The 19,017-nt window shown below is 54.5% G+C and carries 16 protein-coding genes; 15 read left to right on the top strand and 1 reads right to left on the bottom strand.

The features are described from left to right. The first annotated feature begins 117 nt into the window (after positions 1-117). The 3 genes from J2125_RS02895 (at position 118) to J2125_RS02885 (ending at position 3,112) form a co-directional block, all read left to right on the top strand. Positions 118-1,206: a Gfo/Idh/MocA family protein gene (locus J2125_RS02895; RefSeq protein ID WP_017800136.1), complete on the top strand. Its 1,089-nt coding sequence runs from the start codon at positions 118-120 to the stop codon at positions 1,204-1,206. A 32-nt stretch (positions 1,207-1,238) separates the two neighbouring features. Next, complete coding sequence (locus J2125_RS02890; protein ID WP_017800135.1) at positions 1,239-2,768, top strand: MFS transporter; 1,530 nt, start codon at positions 1,239-1,241, stop codon at positions 2,766-2,768. 179 nt (positions 2,769-2,947) lie between these two features. After that, the gene (locus J2125_RS02885) at positions 2,948-3,112 is read left to right on the top strand and encodes a hypothetical protein (RefSeq protein ID WP_157819433.1); all 165 of its coding nucleotides are present in this window, start codon (positions 2,948-2,950) and stop codon (positions 3,110-3,112) included. Here the strand turns inward: J2125_RS02885 and J2125_RS02880 are convergent. Continuing rightward, on the bottom strand, positions 3,096-3,995 hold the full coding sequence (locus J2125_RS02880; RefSeq protein ID WP_017800134.1) for an AEC family transporter: 900 nt from the start codon (positions 3,993-3,995) through the stop codon (positions 3,096-3,098). The two genes, J2125_RS02885 and J2125_RS02880, sit on opposite strands and share 17 nt — an antisense overlap. Before the next feature lie 175 nt (positions 3,996-4,170). Between J2125_RS02880 and J2125_RS02875 the strand changes: the two genes are divergently transcribed. From J2125_RS02875 to J2125_RS02820, 12 genes are all read left to right on the top strand, one after another. After that, complete coding sequence (locus J2125_RS02875) at positions 4,171-5,091, top strand: LysR substrate-binding domain-containing protein (RefSeq protein ID WP_017800133.1); 921 nt, start codon at positions 4,171-4,173, stop codon at positions 5,089-5,091. 122 nt (positions 5,092-5,213) lie between these two features. After that, positions 5,214-6,137 (top strand): N-carbamoyl-D-amino-acid hydrolase, encoded by a 924-nt coding sequence (locus J2125_RS02870; protein WP_017800132.1) that lies wholly within the window; start codon positions 5,214-5,216, stop codon positions 6,135-6,137. Positions 6,138-6,154: 17 nt separating this feature from the next. Then, complete coding sequence (locus tag J2125_RS02865; protein WP_017800131.1) at positions 6,155-7,009, top strand: D-amino-acid transaminase; 855 nt, start codon at positions 6,155-6,157, stop codon at positions 7,007-7,009. A 100-nt stretch (positions 7,010-7,109) separates the two neighbouring features. Further along, entirely contained in the window at positions 7,110-8,705 is a 1,596-nt protein-coding gene (locus J2125_RS02860; RefSeq protein ID WP_026111578.1) for an ABC transporter substrate-binding protein, read from the top strand. A gap of 32 nt (positions 8,706-8,737) precedes the next feature. Further along, positions 8,738-9,679, top strand: coding sequence for an ABC transporter permease (locus J2125_RS02855; protein WP_017800129.1), 942 nt, complete (start codon positions 8,738-8,740; stop codon positions 9,677-9,679). A gap of 9 nt (positions 9,680-9,688) precedes the next feature. Further along, positions 9,689-10,570, top strand: a complete 882-nt coding sequence (locus J2125_RS02850) for an ABC transporter permease (protein ID WP_026111577.1) — start codon at positions 9,689-9,691, stop codon at positions 10,568-10,570. Next, on the top strand, positions 10,567-12,207 hold the full coding sequence (locus J2125_RS02845) for an ABC transporter ATP-binding protein (RefSeq protein ID WP_017800127.1): 1,641 nt from the start codon (positions 10,567-10,569) through the stop codon (positions 12,205-12,207). The genes J2125_RS02850 and J2125_RS02845 overlap by 4 nt, the downstream gene beginning before the upstream one ends. A gap of 2 nt (positions 12,208-12,209) precedes the next feature. Further along, entirely contained in the window at positions 12,210-13,646 is a 1,437-nt protein-coding gene (locus J2125_RS02840) for an N-acyl-D-amino-acid deacylase family protein (protein WP_017800126.1), read from the top strand. A 381-nt stretch (positions 13,647-14,027) separates the two neighbouring features. Continuing rightward, the gene (locus J2125_RS02835; protein ID WP_017800125.1) at positions 14,028-14,732 is read left to right on the top strand and encodes a fimbria/pilus periplasmic chaperone; all 705 of its coding nucleotides are present in this window, start codon (positions 14,028-14,030) and stop codon (positions 14,730-14,732) included. 132 nt (positions 14,733-14,864) lie between these two features. Further along, a complete protein-coding gene (locus J2125_RS02830) occupies positions 14,865-17,312 on the top strand; it encodes a fimbria/pilus outer membrane usher protein (RefSeq protein WP_017800124.1) in 2,448 nt (815 codons plus the stop codon). Between the two features lie 56 nt (positions 17,313-17,368). Further along, positions 17,369-17,926 carry a fimbrial protein gene (locus tag J2125_RS02825; RefSeq protein ID WP_017800123.1) on the top strand — a complete coding sequence of 186 codons (558 nt, stop codon included), beginning with the start codon at positions 17,369-17,371 and terminating at the stop codon, positions 17,924-17,926. Positions 17,927-18,007: 81 nt separating this feature from the next. Further along, positions 18,008-18,883, top strand: a complete 876-nt coding sequence (locus tag J2125_RS02820) for a hypothetical protein (RefSeq protein ID WP_017800122.1) — start codon at positions 18,008-18,010, stop codon at positions 18,881-18,883. Positions 18,884-19,017: the final 134 nt, after the last annotated feature.

The following is a 19,017-nucleotide window of genomic DNA, read 5'->3' as shown; positions in this document are numbered from 1 at the left end:
TGCACATAACGGAAAAAATAATAAAACTGCGATAAGTAAAGTAATTTAATAATAAACATAACAATAATTATAAATGTATTTAAAATCTCTTATTGTGCTCATGTTATGCAGTTTCGTATGGCTGTTATTAATGAGTCAGTTGCATTTATGTGTTCCATAGCCCATGAGGTAACTAATATGAAAGGTGCAATAATAGGTTTTGGCAAGATAGCAGCCGGACATCTTGCCGGGTACCGACAGTGCGATGGACTCTTAATCACATCCATTGTCGATGTCTCTCCCAAAAGACGGCGTCTGGCGGAGGAGCGTTTTGGACTCGCAGCTTATTCCACCTTTAAACAACTTGTGGCATCACAAGATCTTGATTTCATCGACGTATGTACGCCGCCAGATACTCATGCCTTCTATAGCGCACAAGCGCTGGATGGCGACTTTCATACGTTATGCGAGAAACCTGTGTTTCTGCCCGATCGGTCGGGATATCAGGATCAAATAGCCCAAATAAATTCAAGCAATCAGCTTTTTTATCCCTGTCACGTCTACAAATTTTCGCCAATACTTAGCGAAGTAAAAAAAATCGTACAAGGTGGGACGTTGGGGAAAATTGTGCGCGCGGATTTTAAAACGTTCCGTGCTGGTCACGCCTTAGGTGTAGAAGAGTGGCAGCCCGACTGGCGCAGGAAAATGAGCATCGCAAAAGGTGGCATTCTTCGTGATCATGGCCCACATAGCATTTACACCGCAATGCATCTGACCCACTCAATGCCTCTGTCAATTTCATGTATTACCGGGCGGTTTGCTAAGGGATTTCCGCAAACTGAGGATACCGCGCTCGTTCGCATGAAGTGCACCAATGATGTCGAGGTCAGCTTCACATTATCCTGGTCGGCAAGCCACAGAAGCACCTGTTACAGCCTGTCGGGAACGCATGGGTCATTAATGGTTGATGACGATGAGCTTAGCTGGTCATCAAAGGGAAAAGTGAATAAAAAGTTAATAAATTCTGAATTCAATGACCCATCACATCAGAACTGGTTTCGGGATATGTTTCGTGATTTTGAAGCGTTAGTTTGCCATCCCGAACGTCGTGTTCCGTTAATCATTGAGGCGCTGGTGACATCGGCGGCTATAGATGCTGCATACCGTTCCAGTTGTCGGGCTGGAGCATGGATTGAGTTGGATATTCCTGAATACCCTGTAACCTGAATGCTGAAGTAAATTGAGAAGGAGCTCGTGTAATGTCAATAAAATCGGATCAACCCATTCATGCGGATGCCCCCCGAGCCTGGCTGGCGCTTTGCCTGCTTTGCTTTCCAACGGCTGTACTTGCTCTTGATATGAGCGCACTTTATCTGGCTCTTACTCACATCGCTGCCTCCCTTGATACCACCTCAGTAGAAGAGTTGTGGATTCTGGATATCTACCCGTTAATGATTGCTGGCTTCCTGATCCCGATGGGCGGGATGGGGGATCGCTGGGGCAATCGTCGTGTCTTACTTATCGGCTCCACTTTTTTCGCCATACTTTCGGCAATTGCCTCCATGGCACCAACGGCCACTGCGCTGATCGCCATAAGGGCTGCTCTCGGCATTGCCGGGGCGTCGCTGATGCCCGCTACCCTTGGCTTGATCAGTGAACTGTTCCAAAATCCGCAACATCGCAGGCAAGCGATTTCGATATGGACTGCTGCATTTATGGCCGGATTCGCACTCGGACCGATAATCGGCGGGGCATTACTGGAGTTTTTTGCATGGGGGGCGATTTTTTTGCTGGCGCTGCCGGTGATACTTCCTCTGCTCATCGCCGGGCCAATAATTTTTCCGCGAGGTGTCAGACCTGAAAGCCAGACTCGTTACGACTGGCTGAGCAGCATACTCTTTCTTGCGGCTATTTTTCCTTTTGTTTATGGACTAAAAGAACTTGCTATTACCGAACAAACGTTAAGCGCTTCGCTGAGTTTATTATGGGGAATACTGCTCGGTAGCGTTTTCGTGATGCGTCAACTTAAGGTCAGCAACCCCCTGCTGGATCTTAAGTTGATTGTAGCCAATGCAGAGGTCGCGACCGCCCTGACGATACTTTTATTGGGGCCTGCAATTGTCGGCGGCTTAACCCTGTTTGTGCCGCAGTATCTTCAGCTGACTTACGGATTAAGTGCTGTTGCTGCGGGGACAGCAATTGCGCCAGCATCTGTTGGACTGATTATTGGCGCACTTATCTCTCCCGCTCTGGCGAGAAAAATGGGCAGCAGTGGATCAGTGATTGGCACAGGTTTTCTTGTGATGTCGGCAGGCCTTATTACCATCGCTTTTGGCGTTCAACTGGGGCCGGTGTGGGTGGTGGCCGGTTTTGTCCTGGTGTATTTGGGGTGTGGTCCATTCGATGCACTCGGCACTGATATCGTCATTTCCCTGGCTCCTGAAGGTAAGAGTGCTTCAGCGAGTGCGGCGTCAGAAACTGCGACTGAACTCGGTATGGGGCTGGGGATCGCCATTTTCGGTACGCTGGGAGCCGCTATCTACCAGCGATTTTTGGCAGGTCACCTTATTGATAGCGACATGGATAGCTCGGTTATTGAACATTCGGTGCATTCATTCTCGGTGGCGATAACAGAAGCCTCCTTGCAGGGAGGGGCGGAAGGTGTGTATCTTCGGGAGCAGGCAACCGCCGCCTTCGCATCGGGTTTCGCTGTAGTGGCGGGTTCCTCAGTAATACTTGCCCTGGCGTTGTCGATACTCTCTTTTGTTTATCTGCGGAAAACAGCCTGAGTCAGTTTCAGGGCTGGGGGCTGGGCAATTCTGAGGTGATGAGTGCGTATCTGGTTGGGGTGTAGCAAGTTGGAACAAGCGTCAGGTGCGCATTTATAAAATTTACAGCCCTCGGAATTATAGTGCTCGCAATATGGGTGCATAATTAATGCGTGTATGTTGCATTTGGAGGGAATGCCATGAGCGTATTACTTCAGAGTCCATTGAGCGTTCAGTTTCGTGAACCTGATATCGCCTACCTGTCACCTACCGTCGGTTTAGTTTTTCCCGGCCACGATGCTAACGCCAATCCGTTCCGCAAGCTCAGGCACCTGATCCCACGCCGCTTCACAGCAAACTATTAATCCACATCCATAACGGTAGTGTCGCCATCGACAGCAGCGTGGTAAGGCAGATGGCCGAACTGGTTATCTGCGTGTCTTGCTGTGAACGCGAAAACCCCAGCACGTTAACGCCGGAAGGGTTGGCGGCCATCAGTACCAGTACCCCGCGCGGCATGCCGCTGATATCCAGCGCCATACATACCAGCAGCACCAGCAGTGGCATGGCGGCGAGTTTGGCGAAGGTGATGCCGGCCACATAAGCATTGGGACGCAGCCGATAGCCGGAGAGATTAGCTCCCAGCACGATCAGCGCACAGGGCAACGCTGCCTGCGCCAGCCAGGTCGCCAGTTTCATACTCCAGTCCGGCAGCATCAGACCTGACAGATTAACCGCCGCCCCCAGCAGCAGCCCGACGATCATCGGATTGGCGAGGCTGGTCACCAGCACCGCAGGTTTAAACGGTTCACTGCCAGCAAGGCTGCTATACAGACTCTGAAAGCTGAACAGCAGCAGGCTATGTACGGCGAGTACGGTAAACAGCAATACCAGCCCCGCGTTGCCATACAGTCCTGCCACCATCGCCAGACCGATCAGGGCGTTATTGGAGAAGGAGGCGGTGAGGCCGAAAGGGGTCGGATGCCCGATACGGCGGTGGGCAAGCAAGTTGACCACCGCGAAAATCAATAGCGCCGGAACAAAGTAGGCGGCGAGGATCCTGATATTCAGACCGTCGTGCAGCGGCGCGTTAACCATCCCGGTAAACAAAACCATCGGCATAAACAGTTTAAACGCCAGACCGCCCAGCGCTTTGTTGGCATGGGGATCGAGCGCCCCCCGGCGGGCCAGAACATAACCCAGAATAATCAACAGAAACACAGGCAGGATGGTTTGTGGCACGGTCACAGTAAAAGGCTCCGGTAAAAAAAGGCGAATGATATTAATACCGGAGCCTTCCCTCGCTGTCAGCGAAATTTTCGCGACACTGATGCCATTGGCATACTAATTGCTAACACCCTATAACCTGGTGTTAAGCGCTTAGCGTTATGCGCACCCCACTCATTCTTCAGAGGTAAATCGAATGCAGTCGCTTAATCTGCGTCAGATTGAAGTCTTTCGCGCGGTGATGATCACCGGTTCGATCAACGGCGCCGCGCAACTGCTGTATGTCTCCCAACCCGCGGTCAGCCGGATGCTCTCCCACACCGAGGCGCGTATCGGCTTCCAGCTGTTCGAACGGGTAAAGGGGCGGCTCTATCCATCACCGGAGGCGCGCAGCCTGTTCAGTGACGTCGAATCGGTATACCGCGATATCCAGCGGGTTAATACCACGCTGCATAACCTGGTCCAGCAGCGCCACGGCGTATTACGGATTGCCAGCAGCCCCAGTCTGGGGCATCAGCTGGTGCCAGATGCGATTGGTGCTTTCCGGCAGTGCAATGAAAAGATTCTCGTCAGCCTGGAATGTCTGCGCCATATGCTGTTACGCGATCGGTTGCTTGACCAGCAGGCAGACCTTGGCATCTCGCTGTTTCCGATTGAGCACCCCAACCTGCGCGCTGTGCCGCTGAGTTATATCCGGGTGATGGTGGTGTGCCCGGCGGATCATCCGCTGACCCGGGTGCCCGCGCACGAGCTGCCTGATGCGCTGGCGGAGGTGCCGTTTATCGGTTATTCCGCTGATACGCCGTTCCACAGCTTTATGAAGCAGGCTTTCGAACGCGTCGGATTGCCTTACCGGCCGAGTATTGATGTTGATTCTCCGCACCATGCCTGCGCACTGGTGAAAAACGGCACCGGTTTTTCGGTGGTGGATGAGATCTCCTTCCGTGCATCGGGGGCTGAACGGATGGCGGTACTGCCGATCCTCAACGAAGAGCGTCTGACCATCAGCCTGGTGCACTTGCGGCATGAACCGCTGGCGCAGTTTGCGCAGGGGTTTGTGGAACATCTGCGCGGCGCGCTGAGCGCGAGCGGTTTTCACCTGTTCAATATGGATTAACTTCAGGTTAAGCAAGGACCACATATTGGTATACGACATACGGCGCTGAACCTCACACAATGACCTTAAGCAATGCAAAAGGGTAGCCGGCACCGGGTCGGCCTTGTGGAGGAGAGTAGTGCATGCGCGAAATTGTTATTGGTGGCGCTCAGTTGGGTGCAATCCAAAAAAGCGACTCAAGAGAAAGTGTGGTGCAGCGGATGCTGGCGTTACTGGAGCAGGCGCGTCAGCAGGGATGCGAACTGGTGGTGTTCCCTGAGCTGGCGCTGACAACGTTTTTCCCCCGCTGGTATATGGAAGATCAGCACGAAGTCGATAGCTGGTTTGAGCGCGAAATGCCCAGTGATGCGACCCGGCCATTGTTCGATTTTTCCCGCGAACACGGGATTGCCATCACCTTTGGTTATGCCGAGCTGACCCCGGATGGACACCACTATAACACCTCAATTATGACCGACCGCCAGGGCAATATCGTTGGTAAATACCGCAAAGTGCATCTGCCAGGTCATGTTGAATTCGACCCCCATCGTGACTTCCAGCATCTGGAAAAACGCTATTTCGAACCCGGCGATCTCGGTTTTCAGACCTGGGAAAACCAGGGCGCGGTAATGGGCATGTGCATCTGCAACGACCGCCGCTGGCCGGAAACCTACCGTGTGATGGGATTGCAGGGCGTGGAGCTGATCACGCTGGGTTACAACACCCCTTCAGTCAATTCCCTGGAACGCGGGGAAGGCGAAACCAAGCGACTGTTCCACTCTGAACTCTGTATGCAGGCGGGCGCTTACCAGAACGCTACCTGGGTAGTGGGGGTGGCGAAAGCCGGAGTGGAGGATGGTTTCCCCCTGATGGGCGGCAGCGTGATCGTTGATCCCAACGGTTTTGTGGTAGCCAGAGCCAGCGGGCAGGGCGATGAGCTGATTTCCCATCGTTGCGATATGGACCTGTGCCAGTTCGGCAAAACCACCATCTTCGACTTTGCGCGTCATCGTCGCATTGAACACTACGGCATTATCACCCGCCAGACTGGCGTTGAACGCCCTTAACCTGGAGAGTTCGCGTTATGCGTACCGTATACCTGAATGGTGAGTTTATAGCGGAAACTGAGGCGAAGATTTCGATCTTCGACCGTGGTTTCACCTTCGCCGACGCCATCTATGAAGTCACCGCCGTGCTGCAAGGCAAGCTGGTGGATTTTGATCTGCACCTTGCCCGCCTGCGCCGCTCGCTGGGCGAGATGGCGCTGGATTTGCCGGTCGATAACGATCAATTACTGGCGATCCATCAGGCGTTGATCGACCACAACCAGCTGCAGGAGGGCCTGATCTATCTGCAAGTGAGCCGTGGCGTTGAAGACCGCAACTTTGCTTTCCCGCCTGCGGGCACGCCGCCAACGCTGGTGCTCTATACCCAGGCGAAAAATATCCTCGCCAGCCCACAGGCAGAGCAGGGGATAAAAGTTATCAGCCTGCCGGATCTGCGCTGGGGGCGCTGTGACATTAAAACCACTCAACTGCTTTACGCCTGTCTGGCGAAAGAGCAGGCGAGACAACGCGGCGCCGACGACGCCTGGCTGGTGAAGGAGGGATTGATCACCGAAGGCACGTCTAACAATGCGTTTATCGTCACCGCTGACGGCGTGGTGGTGACGCGTGAGCTTTCCCGCTCTCTGCTGCCCGGTATCACCCGCGGCGCGCTGATTGCATTGCTGAGTGAGCATGGCCTGCGTCTTGAAGAACGCGGCTGCACGCTGGATGAGGTCAGGGACGCCGCAGAAGCCTTTATTACCTCATCCACCTCGTTTATTTATCCGGTGGTCAGCATCGATGACCATGCCATCGGCGACGGCAAGCCTGGCTCGCTGACCCGGCGTTTACGTCAGCTGTATATCGACCATGCGCTGGCGCTAACTGCCTGACGGCGGCAGGCCGCGGTTTCAGGCATCCGGCGTTCTCTTATTACATTGCATACACCGCAACTCCCGACACCAGGGATTGCTCTTTACTGGAGTGTTAAGCGTGAAACTATATCCGTCCCGTTCTTTGATCGCCTGTCTGTTATCGATTGGCCTGAGCACCGCCATCACCGCCCCGTCGGCGATGGCGGCGGAGAAAACCCTGCATGCGGTAATGTCCTCATCGTTGCGCGTGCTGGATCCAATTGCCACCACCGCGCAGATCACCCGTAATCACGGTTATATGATTTATGACACCCTGATTGGCATGGATGAAAACCTGACCCCCAGGCCGCAAATGGCTGACTGGACCGTTTCACCCGATGGCCTGACTTACACCTTTACGCTGCGTGACGGTCTGCTGTGGCATGACGGTAAACCGGTGACCGCCACCGATTGCGTCGCCTCGCTTAAACGCTGGGCGCACTACGATGTCGGCGGCCAGCTAATGATGAAGTACACCGACAGCATTACCGCCACCAATGATAAAACCATCACGCTGAAGCTGGCGAAACCCTTCGGCTATGTGCTGCAACTACTGGCGAAGCCTTCATCGGTGGCGGCATTTATGATGCCGGAGCGGGTAGCGAATACGCCGGATGGCAAAATGATCACCGATTACACCGGTTCCGGCCCGTTTAAGTTTGTCGCCAGCGAATTTGATCCCGGCAACCGCGTGGTTTACGAAAAATTCCAGCAATATGTGCCGCGCAAAGAGCCAGCCAGCGGCACCGCGGGCGGCAAAGTAGTGAAGGTTGATCGCGTTGAATGGGTCAATATGCCGGACCGCATGACAGCGATTAATGCGCTCTCATCCGGTGATGTCGACTTTATCGAACAGCTGCCGATCGACCTGTTGCCGATGGTGCAGGCCGATCCAAACCTTAAGTCCGGTACCCTGAGCAAGCTCGGTTCGATGACCGGCGGGCGCATGAATTTCCTCTATCCGCCATTTAATAACCCGGATATCCGCCGCGCCGCATTGCTGGCGATGAATCAGAAAGATGTACTCGACGCGCTGGTCGGTAACCCGCAGTACTTCAAACTCTGTGCATCGGTGTTCGGCTGTGGCACGGCGCTGGAGACCCAGGCGGGCGGCGAATCACTGCTGAATGGCGGTAATCTTGATGCCGCCAAAGCGCTGCTGAAAAAGGCTGGTTACGACGGTACGCCGGTGGTGATTATGCAGCCGACCGATGTGCCGAGCCAGGCGTCACAACCGGTAGTGGCGGCGCAGGCGCTGCGTAAGGCGGGCTTCAAAGTTGATTTGCAGCCGATGGACTGGCAGACGCTGGTGTCGCGCCGCGCCAACCCGAATCCACCGTCACAGGGCGGCTGGAACCTGTTCTTCACTTACTGGAATGCAGAAACTATCTGGAACCCGGTGGTTAATCCGATGCTCGATGGTGGCGGACGTAAAGGCGCATGGTTTGGCTGGCCGACCGATCCTCAGATGAATCAGCTAAAAGTCGATTTCGCTACCGCTACCGATGCGGCGAAACAGAAACAGATAGCGGTTGAGATCCAGAAGCACGCGATGGACCAGGTCAGCTACATTCCGCTGGGGCAGTTCTATGATGTGGCGGCGTGGAGCAACCATATCAGCCACTTGATGACCGGGCCTTCTACGGTGTTCTGGAACGTCGAGAAAAGCGACTAATTGCCAGCTAAATACGACCTCAGGAGGTGCCTGTGTTGGGTTATTTTATTCGCCGTGTGCTGGCGGCAATCCCGGTAATGCTGGTGGTGGCGCTGTTTGTCTTCTTGCTGTTGCGACTGTCGCCGGGCGATCCGGCGGCGATTATTGCCGGTGATATGGCGACGCCAGATCAGCTGGCGGCAATCCGTGAAAGTCTGGGACTGAACCAGCCGTTGTACCAGCAATTTTTTGTCTGGATTTCACAGCTGTTGCAGGGCGACTTCAGCACCTCGCTGATGGCTCAGACCCCGGTGCTGACCATGATTGGTCAGCGTCTTGAACCGACCCTGAGTCTGGCGCTGGTGGCAATTGGCTTCACCATCCTGATTTCGGTGCCGCTCGGGGTGCTGGCGGCGTGGAAACACGGCAGCTGGATCGACAATCTGGTGATGTCCTCATCGGTGCTGGGGTTCTCGGTGCCGGTGTTTGTGATTGGATATCTGCTGAGTACGCTGTTTGCCATTGAACTGAAATGGTTGCCGGTACAGGGATTTAGCAGCATCAGCAATGGCGTCTGGCCGTTTGCGCAGCGGATTATTTTACCGGCATTGACCCTGTCCTCGGTCTATATCGCACTGGTGGCGCGTATGACGCGCGCCAGCGTGCTTGAAGTGCTGGGTGAAGACTATATTCGCACCGCCCGCGCCAAGGGATTGTCGGAAATCCATGTGCTGTTCCGCCATGCGCTGCGCAATTCGATGATCCCGATTCTGACGGTGATTGGCACCGGCTTCGCCCTGATGATCTCCGGCGTGGTGGTGACCGAAAGTGTGTTCAATATCCCGGGACTGGGGCGGCTGATTGTCGATGCGGTGCTGGCCCGTGACTACCCGGTGATTCAGGGCATGATCCTGCTGACCAGCGGGGTGTATGTGATCATCAATCTGCTGATCGATCTGTCGTACGCGCTGAGCGATCCGCGCATTCGTTATTGAGGGTATGGCATGAGCATAAGTAAACCTGTATCTGCGATGCTGCCGACCCCGCGGCGTCGTTTTATCACCCTGCCGCGCATCCCGCTGATGTCGGCGATTGCGCTGGTCATTCTGCTGCTGATTGTCAGCATGGCGCTATTTGCCCCGTGGATCGCCAGTCACGATCCGGTGGCGCTGTCGCCAGCGTTTCGCCTGAAGCCGCCCGGAGAAACGTTCTGGCTGGGTACCGACGCCTACGGGCGCGATCTGTTTTCACGCATTGTGTATGGCGCGCGCATCTCGCTGATGGTCGGGCTGGGTGTGACGGCGATGAGCGTAATCATTGGCCTGCCATTAGGCTTGCTGGCAGGCTACTTTCGCGGACTGGATGCGCTGCTGATGCGGGTGATGGATGGCCTGATGGCGATACCTGGCATCCTGCTGGCGATTGCTATCGTTTCGCTGAGCAGCGCAGGCATCTGGACGGTGATGGTGGCGATTATGGTGCCGGAGATACCGCAGGTCGTACGTCTGGTGCGCTCACGGGTGCTGTCGGCGCGTGAAGAGCCTTACGTCGAGGCGGCGGTATTAATGGGTACGTCCACCTTTAAGGTGCTTACCCGCCATCTGATGCCGAATACGCTGGCGCCGTTGATTGTTCAGAGCACCTATATCTGCGCGTCGGCGATCCTGACCGAAGCGATTCTGTCATTTCTTGGCGCCGGTATCGGCACTGAAATTCCGACCTGGGGCAATATTATTTCCGAAGGCCGCCTCTACTTCCAGCTCAAGCCGTCGCTGGTGCTGTGGCCGGGTCTGGTGCTCTCACTGTGTATTTTATCGATTAACCTGCTGGGCGATGCGGTAAGCGATGCCCTCGATCCGCGACTGAAGAAAAGAGGTGGCGCATGAGCGAAGCGCAAAACGATATTCTGCATGTGGATCGTCTGTCGGTGAGCACTGCGCAGGGCGCACCAATTTTGCAGGATATCTCCTTCAGCATTCGCGCTGGCGAGACGCTGTGTCTGGTCGGCGAAAGCGGTTCGGGCAAGTCGGTGACATCGCTGACGACGCTGGGCCTGCTGCCTAAAGGTGCGCTCAGCGTCACCAGCGGGCGCATTATGCTGGATGGCGAAGATGTGTTGCAGGTCAGCAACCGACGCCTGAAAGCACTGCGCGGCAGCCGGATGGCGATGATTTTCCAGGAGCCGATGACCGCGCTTAATCCGGTGCTGACGGTAGGGAGGCAGATCGATGAAGTGCTGCAAACGCACACTGGCCTCAGCGCGGCGCAACGTCATGCGCGTGTAATGGATGCGCTGGAGCAGGTGCATCTGCCGGATATCGCCCGGGTTTACGCCGCTTATCCGCATCAGCTGAGCGGCGGTCAGCGGCAGCGCATTATGATCGCCATGGCGCTGGTGCTTGAACCTCGTCTGTTAATCGCCGATGAGCCAACTACCGCGCTGGATGTGACCACGCAACAGCAGATCCTCAAACTGATCCGCGAACTGCAGCAAAAGCATGGCACTGCGGTGTTGTTTATCACCCACGATATGGGGGTGGTGGTCGACATCGCTGACCGCGTCTGCGTGATGCGCCAGGGGAATATCGTTGAATCCGGCGAGCTGCAACAGGTGCTGTCGCAACCGCTCGAGGATTATACCAAAGCCCTGCTGGCCGCTGTGCCTGGCCTGACGCCGCGGCCTGCGCGCAAGCCGATTAGCGCCCAGGTGGTGCTGGATGTGGTGGAACTGGGAAAAATCTATCCGCCGAAAGGGGGCGGGCTTAACTGGTTCGGCAAGCGGCGTGAAGGTACGCGTGCGCTGCATGATGTGACCTTCAGCCTGAAGCGTGGCCGCACACTGGGCATTGTCGGCGAAAGCGGCTCTGGCAAATCGACGATGGCGCGCTGTGTGATGCGTCTGCTGATGCCTGACGCAGGCGCGATACGTATCACCGGCAACGATATTTCGGAGCTTTCCAGCGCCGGACTGAAGCCGCATCGCAAACGCATTCAGATGATCTTCCAGGACCCCAACCGTTCGCTTAATCCGCGTATCAGTATTGGCAACAGCTTAGTTGAAGGCCCGATGAACCACGGCGTCTCCTGGGCGCAGGCCTGGGCCCGTGGTCAGCAGCTGCTGGAGCTGGTCGGGCTGCCAGCTGATGCCATCGACCGTTTTCCGCATCAGTTCTCTGGTGGCCAGCGGCAACGTATCGCCATCGCCCGGGCGCTGGCAATGGAGCCGGATGTGATTGTCGCCGATGAAGCAGTGTCGGCGCTCGACGTCTCGGTACAGGCGCAAGTGCTGCAACTGCTGGAGGAGATTCAAAACCGGCTGGGTATCGCGATTTTGTTTATTACCCATGATTTGCGGGTGGCGGCGCAGCTGTGCGACGACGTGCTGGTAATGCAGCACGGCGAAGTGATTGAGTATGGCGCGGCAAGCGATGTGCTGGGGGCGCCGCAACATCCCTATACCCAACAACTGATGGATGCGGTGCCTGGCAAAGGCTGGGATTTCGCTGCCGGACGGAGGATCTGAATATGGCGTTTGATTTACTGTTTCATGCCGTCACGGTGGTGGATGGCAGCGGCGCTGAACCCTATGTCGCGGACGTGGCAATCAGTGGCGACCGTATTGCCGCTATCGGTAATCTGGCCGATCAGCGCGCTCAGCGGGTGATCGAGGGCAACGGACGTTGCCTGATGCCGGGTTTTATTGATGTTCACACCCATGACGATACCACGCTGATTGATCAGCCGCAGATGCTGGCGAAGATTTCGCAGGGCGTGACTACAGTGATTGTCGGCAATTGCGGCATCAGCGCCTCGCCGGTGAGTTTATCAGGCCCGCCGCCGGATCCGCTAAATCTGCTGGGCGCGCAGGAGGCCTTTATCTATCCCACCTTTCAGCACTATGCCGATGCGGTTGAGCGCGCCTGCCCCAGTGTCAATGTGGCGGCATTGATCGGCCATACCGCGCTGCGGGCGAATGTGATGGCGCAATTTGATCGCCCGGCGACGGCAGAGGAGCTGGCGCAAATGTGCGTGGCGTTACAGGGCGCGCTTGATGACGGCGCTATCGGTCTTAGTTCCGGGCTGGCGTATACTAATGCGAAACAGGCGCCAGCGTCGGAGATGCAGCCGCTGGTGGATATTATTGGCGCAGAGGGTGCGCTGTACACCACCCATATGCGTAACGAACATGACGGTCTGCTGGCGTCGCTGGATGAGTCGTTTACTACCGCCCGCCATGCCGGGGCGGATCTGGTGATCTCCCATCTGAAATGCGCAGGGGCGGGTAACTGGGGTCGTGCGTCACTGGCGCTGGCGGCGCTGGAAAAAGCCGCCAGCGAGCAGTCATGTAACTGCGATTGTTATCCCTACTCGCGCAGCTCCACCACCCTTGACGCCTGGCGTGTCGACGGGCAGATGGAGATTTATATCACCTGGTCGGAGCCGCATCCGGAAATGGCCAGACAGACGCTGCAGGAGATTGCCGCGCAATGGGGGGTAGATCAGTGGCAGGCGACTGAGCGCCTGCGCCCGGCCGGGGCGATTTATTCGATGATGAATGAGGACGATGTGCGCACGATCCTCGCGCATCCGCTGGCGATGATTGGTTCGGATGGTTTGCCATCCGATCCTAATCCTCACCCCCGGCTGTGGGGGACATTCCCGCGCGTGCTGGCGCACTACTGTCGTGATCTGCAACTGTTCAGCCTCGCCGAAGCGGTGCGCAAGATGACCGGCATGTCGGCCGCGCGTTTTCGCCTGCACGATCGCGGCGCGGTGCGCGAAGGCGCCTTTGCCGATTTAACCCTGGTGGATATGGCGCGGATTGAAGATGTGGCGACTTACAGCGATCCCTGCCGACAAGCGCCGGGTATCGATCTGGTGGTGGTTAACGGGGTAGTGAGTTATGAGGATGGCGAGGTGAAAGGCCGGCAAGGGCGTTTATTGAAACGTCAGCCGCTTTAATGCTATTACCATCAGCGCGTTATATTCATTATGTCTTTATCGCCAGATAAAGACATTGCTATATCACTTCTTTAATACCCCCGGACAATAAGCCGAAAACTGGAATGGGCTGATTTATCTGACCAGTCTGATTTTAAGGGTTTTGTCTTAGCGGGGTATATCAATTTTCCGCAACGCTGGCTTATAATCCTCTGCATCGAAATTGAGTAATTTCTTATTTAAATAAAGATTCGGCACTGGCTGCAGAATGAATATTCTGTCTGTACCTGACGGCTGGCTGTGATTCAGCTACAGATAATCTTGTAATCAAGATAGCAGACGCCAGCAATCTTATGGTTAATATAATAACGTTAATTCGTATTTACCAATGGTGGGGGGATTATGACTATTACTTTTAATAAAAAGGTACTGATTGCGCTGGGTATTGCGGCATCATATATAACCGCATTTTCATCTTTAGCAGAGGGTGGCATATCTGTTCAGGGAACCCGGATTGTTTATCCCCTGCATGCAAAACAGGAAAATATCACGGTCAGCAATACCTCTGCTACGGACTCTTTTCTGGTGCAGTCCTGGACAGAAGATGCAATCGGTAAAAAAAGTAAAGATTTTGTGGTGACGCCGCCGTTATATCTTAGCGGACCGAAGAATGAAAATATCCTGCGCCTGATGCAGCTTAATGGCAATTTACCGCAGGACAGAGAATCGCTGTATTACTTTATAGTCAAGGCGATTCCGTCAGTGGATGAGGCCAGCGGCGCGAATAAGAGTGTGTTGCAGATTGCCACCGCCAGCCGTATCAAGCTGTTTGTACGGCCTGCCGGGCTGGCGCCCGAGGCAGATAAAGCGCCAGGTTATCTCCGCTTTCAGCATGAGGGTAATCAGCTGAATATTGATAACCCAACCCCTTATTATATTACCCTGACGCGCATAGTGTACGAGGGTAAAGGGCTTAAAGATATTATGGTCGCGCCGAAAAGCCATGCACTGATGCTATTACCGCCAGGCAGCGCCAGATCAATAACATTCAGTACGATCAGTGATCATGGTGCGGTCACAAAAGCGGAAACGAAAGAGATAAAATAACGCAGTTATTTAATTAGCTGGCGGAATTAAATCTGCCATCAATAATGCATGAGTTAATATAAATTGATCTGTTCACGTTTTTCTTTATCGCTGATGGCCAGGTCGCTGATATTGCTGTTTCCGATTTCTGCCATGGCGAAGTTACATTTTGATCCATCAATGATTGACGGTAATGCTGATTCAGTCTCCGACCTGTCGCAGTTTGAACGCGAAGGGACTCAGCTGGCGGGTGCTTATCCGGTCGATATCTATGTAAATGGCAATAATGCCGCCAGCCGGGTCGTGCGTTTTATGCCCGCGCAAAATAGCGCAGAGGTCCATGATGCCACCGGTCTGGTCGCCTGCCTGACAATAAAAGATCTGGCGGCGACAGGGGTAAATACTTCTGCCTTTGCCGCGCTGAGTTCGCGGGCGGATGATTATTGTGTCGTACTGGGGAAAGATATTCCGGGTGCTTATACGGCATTTGATTTTAGCAAGATGCGGCTGGATATCAGCATGCCGCAGGCAGCGATGCAAACTCAGCCGCACGACTGGATAGCGCCGGAACGCTGGGATGAAGGCGTTAATGCCGCGCTGCTCAGCTATCAGTTTAGTGGCAGTGAAAACGCTGGCCGTTATGGCAATAGCAGCCACTACCTGAATCTGAACAGCGGCATTAACCTCGGGCCGTGGCGTCTGCGGGATAACAGCACCTGGAGCGATTACGAAAGTCGCGACGGATATCACAGTGGCTGGCAGCATCTGAGTACCTCGGTTCAGCGGACGATTATCCCGTTGCGTAGTGAACTGACAATCGGTGAAAGCAGCACCAGCAGTGAGGTTTTCGATGCGGTTTCGTATCGGGGTGCTGAGCTGGCCACGGATGACAATATGTATCCGGATACCCAGCGCGGCTACGCGCCGGAGATCAAAGGCATCGCCAGGAGCAATGCTCAGGTCAGCGTTCTGCAGCAGGGGAATGTGATTTACCGGACGTTTGTCGCCCCCGGCGCTTTTGTGATTAACGATCTGTTTCCGGTGTCAACTGGTGGCGATCTTGAGCTGGAAGTGAAGGAAGCCGATGGCTCGGTACGGGTATATACCATTCCGTACGCATCGATTCCGGTGTTGCAACGGCAGGGGCATATTCGTTATGCGCTGACTGCAGGAGAATATCGCCGGAGCGGCGACAATTATGCCACGCCGTCATTTGTGCAGGGCACGTTGTTGTGGGGACTGCCGCACAATATTACTGCCTATGGCGGTGTCCAGCTGGCTGAAAGGTATCAGGCGCTGGCGCTGGGCGCGGGAATTAATCTTGAGGTATTGGGCGCGTTATCCGCTGATGTGACCCAGGCGAACAGTACCCTGGCGGATGATTCGCGGCAGGGTGGTCAGTCGCTGCGTTTTCTGTATGGCCGGACGCTGGCGTCTACCGGCACCACGCTGCAACTGGCGGGCTATCGTTACTCAACCCAGGGATTCCATACGCTGGAAGAGACGGCGCTGAAGCCGAATAGTGGTGAATATGACAACCTGCACAGCAGCAAGCGTGAACGTGTTCAGGTCAATATTTCCCAGCAAGTTGGCGAGCTGGGTTCGTTAACGGTCACTGGCAGTCGCCAGACATACTGGCGTAACGCGGCGGCGACGAACACGTTGCAGGCCGGTTTTAGCAGCCACTGGGGCAGTGTCAGCTATACGCTGGCGTACAGCTACAGCCAGCAGGGCGGGCAGCCGCAGCCCGATAAAGCGGTGCTGTTTTCGCTCTCGGTGCCGCTCACGTTTGGTCCGGCGCAGGACAGCAGCAAGCAGCATCAGATCTGGGCGACCTCCACCACCAGTCGTGACGGAGGCGGTAATCTTAATCAGCAGACGGGACTTAGTGGGACGGCGCTGGAAGAAAATAATCTGAACTGGAGTGTGTCGCAGGGTTACGGACAGCGTGAAGGGACAAATGGCGACGTCAGCCTGGATTACAAAGGTACTTATGGCAACGTTGCTGCGGGTTATGGCATCAGCAATGGTTATCGCCAGCTGCGTTACGGCGCTTCCGGCGGGATAGTCGCTACCGGCAGCGGAGTAACGCTGGGGCAGCCACTGGGCAACACCAATGTATTAGTTGCAGTGCCAGGCGCGGCGGGGGTGCCGGTCGAAAATGAAACCGGGATCCACACCGACTGGCGGGGGTACACCGTGGTGCCTTATGCCAGTGTATACCGCGAGAACCGGGTTACGCTGGATGTCAGTCACCTGGATGACAATGTCGATATTGATGATGCGGTGACCCGCGTTATTCCGACGCGTGGAGCTCTGGTGCGTGCTGACTTCAGCGCCCATACCGGCGTTCGTGCGCTGGTGACACTGTTATATAACGGCAAGCCGGTTCCTTTTGGCGCCACCGTTAACGCCGGTGACGCCGCCAGCAGCGGTCTGGTGGGGGATGAGGGGCAGGTCTATTTATCTGGTCTGCCGGCCAAAGGCATTATCAGCGCAAAATGGGGTAATGAAACGGGCCAGCAATGTGCCGCGCATTACCAGTTAAATGAAAATAACCTGCATCAGTCGTTAATTCAGATTCAGGAAACCTGTAAGTAATATTTTTATTAATCTACCGAGGTAATAACTACCTCTTAGCAAAAAAGGAAATATCGATGTCTTTAATCACCAATAAAATGGCGGCTCTGGCTTCTGTGGTTGTCGCTCTGTTTACTGTCTCCCTGAATACACAGGCAGCGTCGGAAAGCGCCACGGTAAATATTACGGCGGAAGTCGCTGATAATACCTGTACGCCGGAATGGGGAAGTTCAGACGTTAATGTACAGATGGGCAAAGCCTCGCAGCATGATTTTAACGGTAAAGGAAAGGTGGTGCTGACTAAACCTTTCACCTTAAAGCTGAAAGATTGTGGTGATGCTGCCTCTCAGGTGACTGTGATCGCCAATGGAATGGTGGATTCGGGGGATGCTGATGCTTTCGCCAATACACTGAGTACTGAATCGGGTGGTGCTGGCGGCGTAGCAATTCTGCTGTATGGCGGCGAAGGGCAGAATAAAAAGATAACCCCCAATGGCGCCACGCCGGTGATATATAAAGTGACTGGCCATAAGGTGGATATGGATTTTACCGCCAAACTGGAACAAAGCAGCGCTGCTACTGTCACGGCGGGTAATGTAAAAAGCGTTGTTACTATGCAAATTAACTACGAATAAGAAAACGGTAAAGGTATCAGGCGTATTCCCCAAGGCGTTAATCAAGGGGTGTGCTCAGGTTATTATTTGAGAGATGAAATCATGATAAAAGTAATAGTGGGCGCACTCCTTGCAAGCCTCTCCTTTCTGGCTTTTGGCGCGGTTCCGGAGACGCAGCTGCATATTAATGAAACGAATTTTAAACGATATATTAATCATGAAAAGGTTGAGCTGGATGAAAAGATAATCGTTCGGGTTGATGAGTCAATACTGGCTGGCCAGTCCGCCAGCGTTGAGGTGCAGTGGGCTGGCTGCAAAGCACAGGGCGGTTCGTCCGGTTTTGATGTGCAACTCATCGGATTACGCGATTTGCCAGAGGTACATGACAGTTATCAGTTGAAACCGGGTGAGGCGCAATTCCAGACCAGCGCATGGATAACCATTACCAGGAAAAGATCGGAGGAGATAATCTCTAAACGCCAGGTGTATGAATGCAATCTGCTTGGTACGGAATATTACCCGGTCTCAATCAAAGATAAACTGATAGCAAAACTGATTGTCACCATTGAGGTGCCACGACCCAGCTGTTCGATAACGGTGCCTGCGACCATTAAGGTGCCAGCCGTATCCAGGAAAAATCCGCAGTCGAGGGTGGCGCTGCCGGTAGAACTGACCTGTGAACGAGCCGATCAGTTTCAGTTTATCCCGGATGTATCCCTGACGCTGACCAGCGATGCGCATGATGCGCATGGACATCTGCTTGAAGATGATAACCTGACGCTGCAAATGCTGTATGGCAGTGATGTCCCGGCTCAGGAAGGCAACGAGTGGCTGGCTGATGGCGAGCAAAAATATCCGGCAGGAAAAATCAATGGCGAGAGTAAAACCGTTACGCCAGTGATTAAAGCCACCATTAAAGAGGGGGCGGCGCCTGAAGTGCGCAAGGTTAATGCGACTTTAACGATGAATTTTTCATAACCCGTAAAGTAAAAAAGCAGCTGCCCGGGGGATCTGCTTTTTTTTAATATAAAGCGGCCGGCTTACTGATGAAATTCCTGATGAGGTGCTTCCGGTGACATCTGTTTGCGTCATTTTACTTTTACCGGCCACTA

The organism is Winslowiella toletana (genome assembly GCF_017875465.1).
Taxonomy (GTDB): Bacteria; Pseudomonadota; Gammaproteobacteria; order Enterobacterales; family Enterobacteriaceae; genus Erwinia; species Erwinia toletana.
The sequence above is the reverse complement of the archived record's forward strand: the minus strand, read 5'-3'. Positions and strand labels throughout refer to the sequence as shown.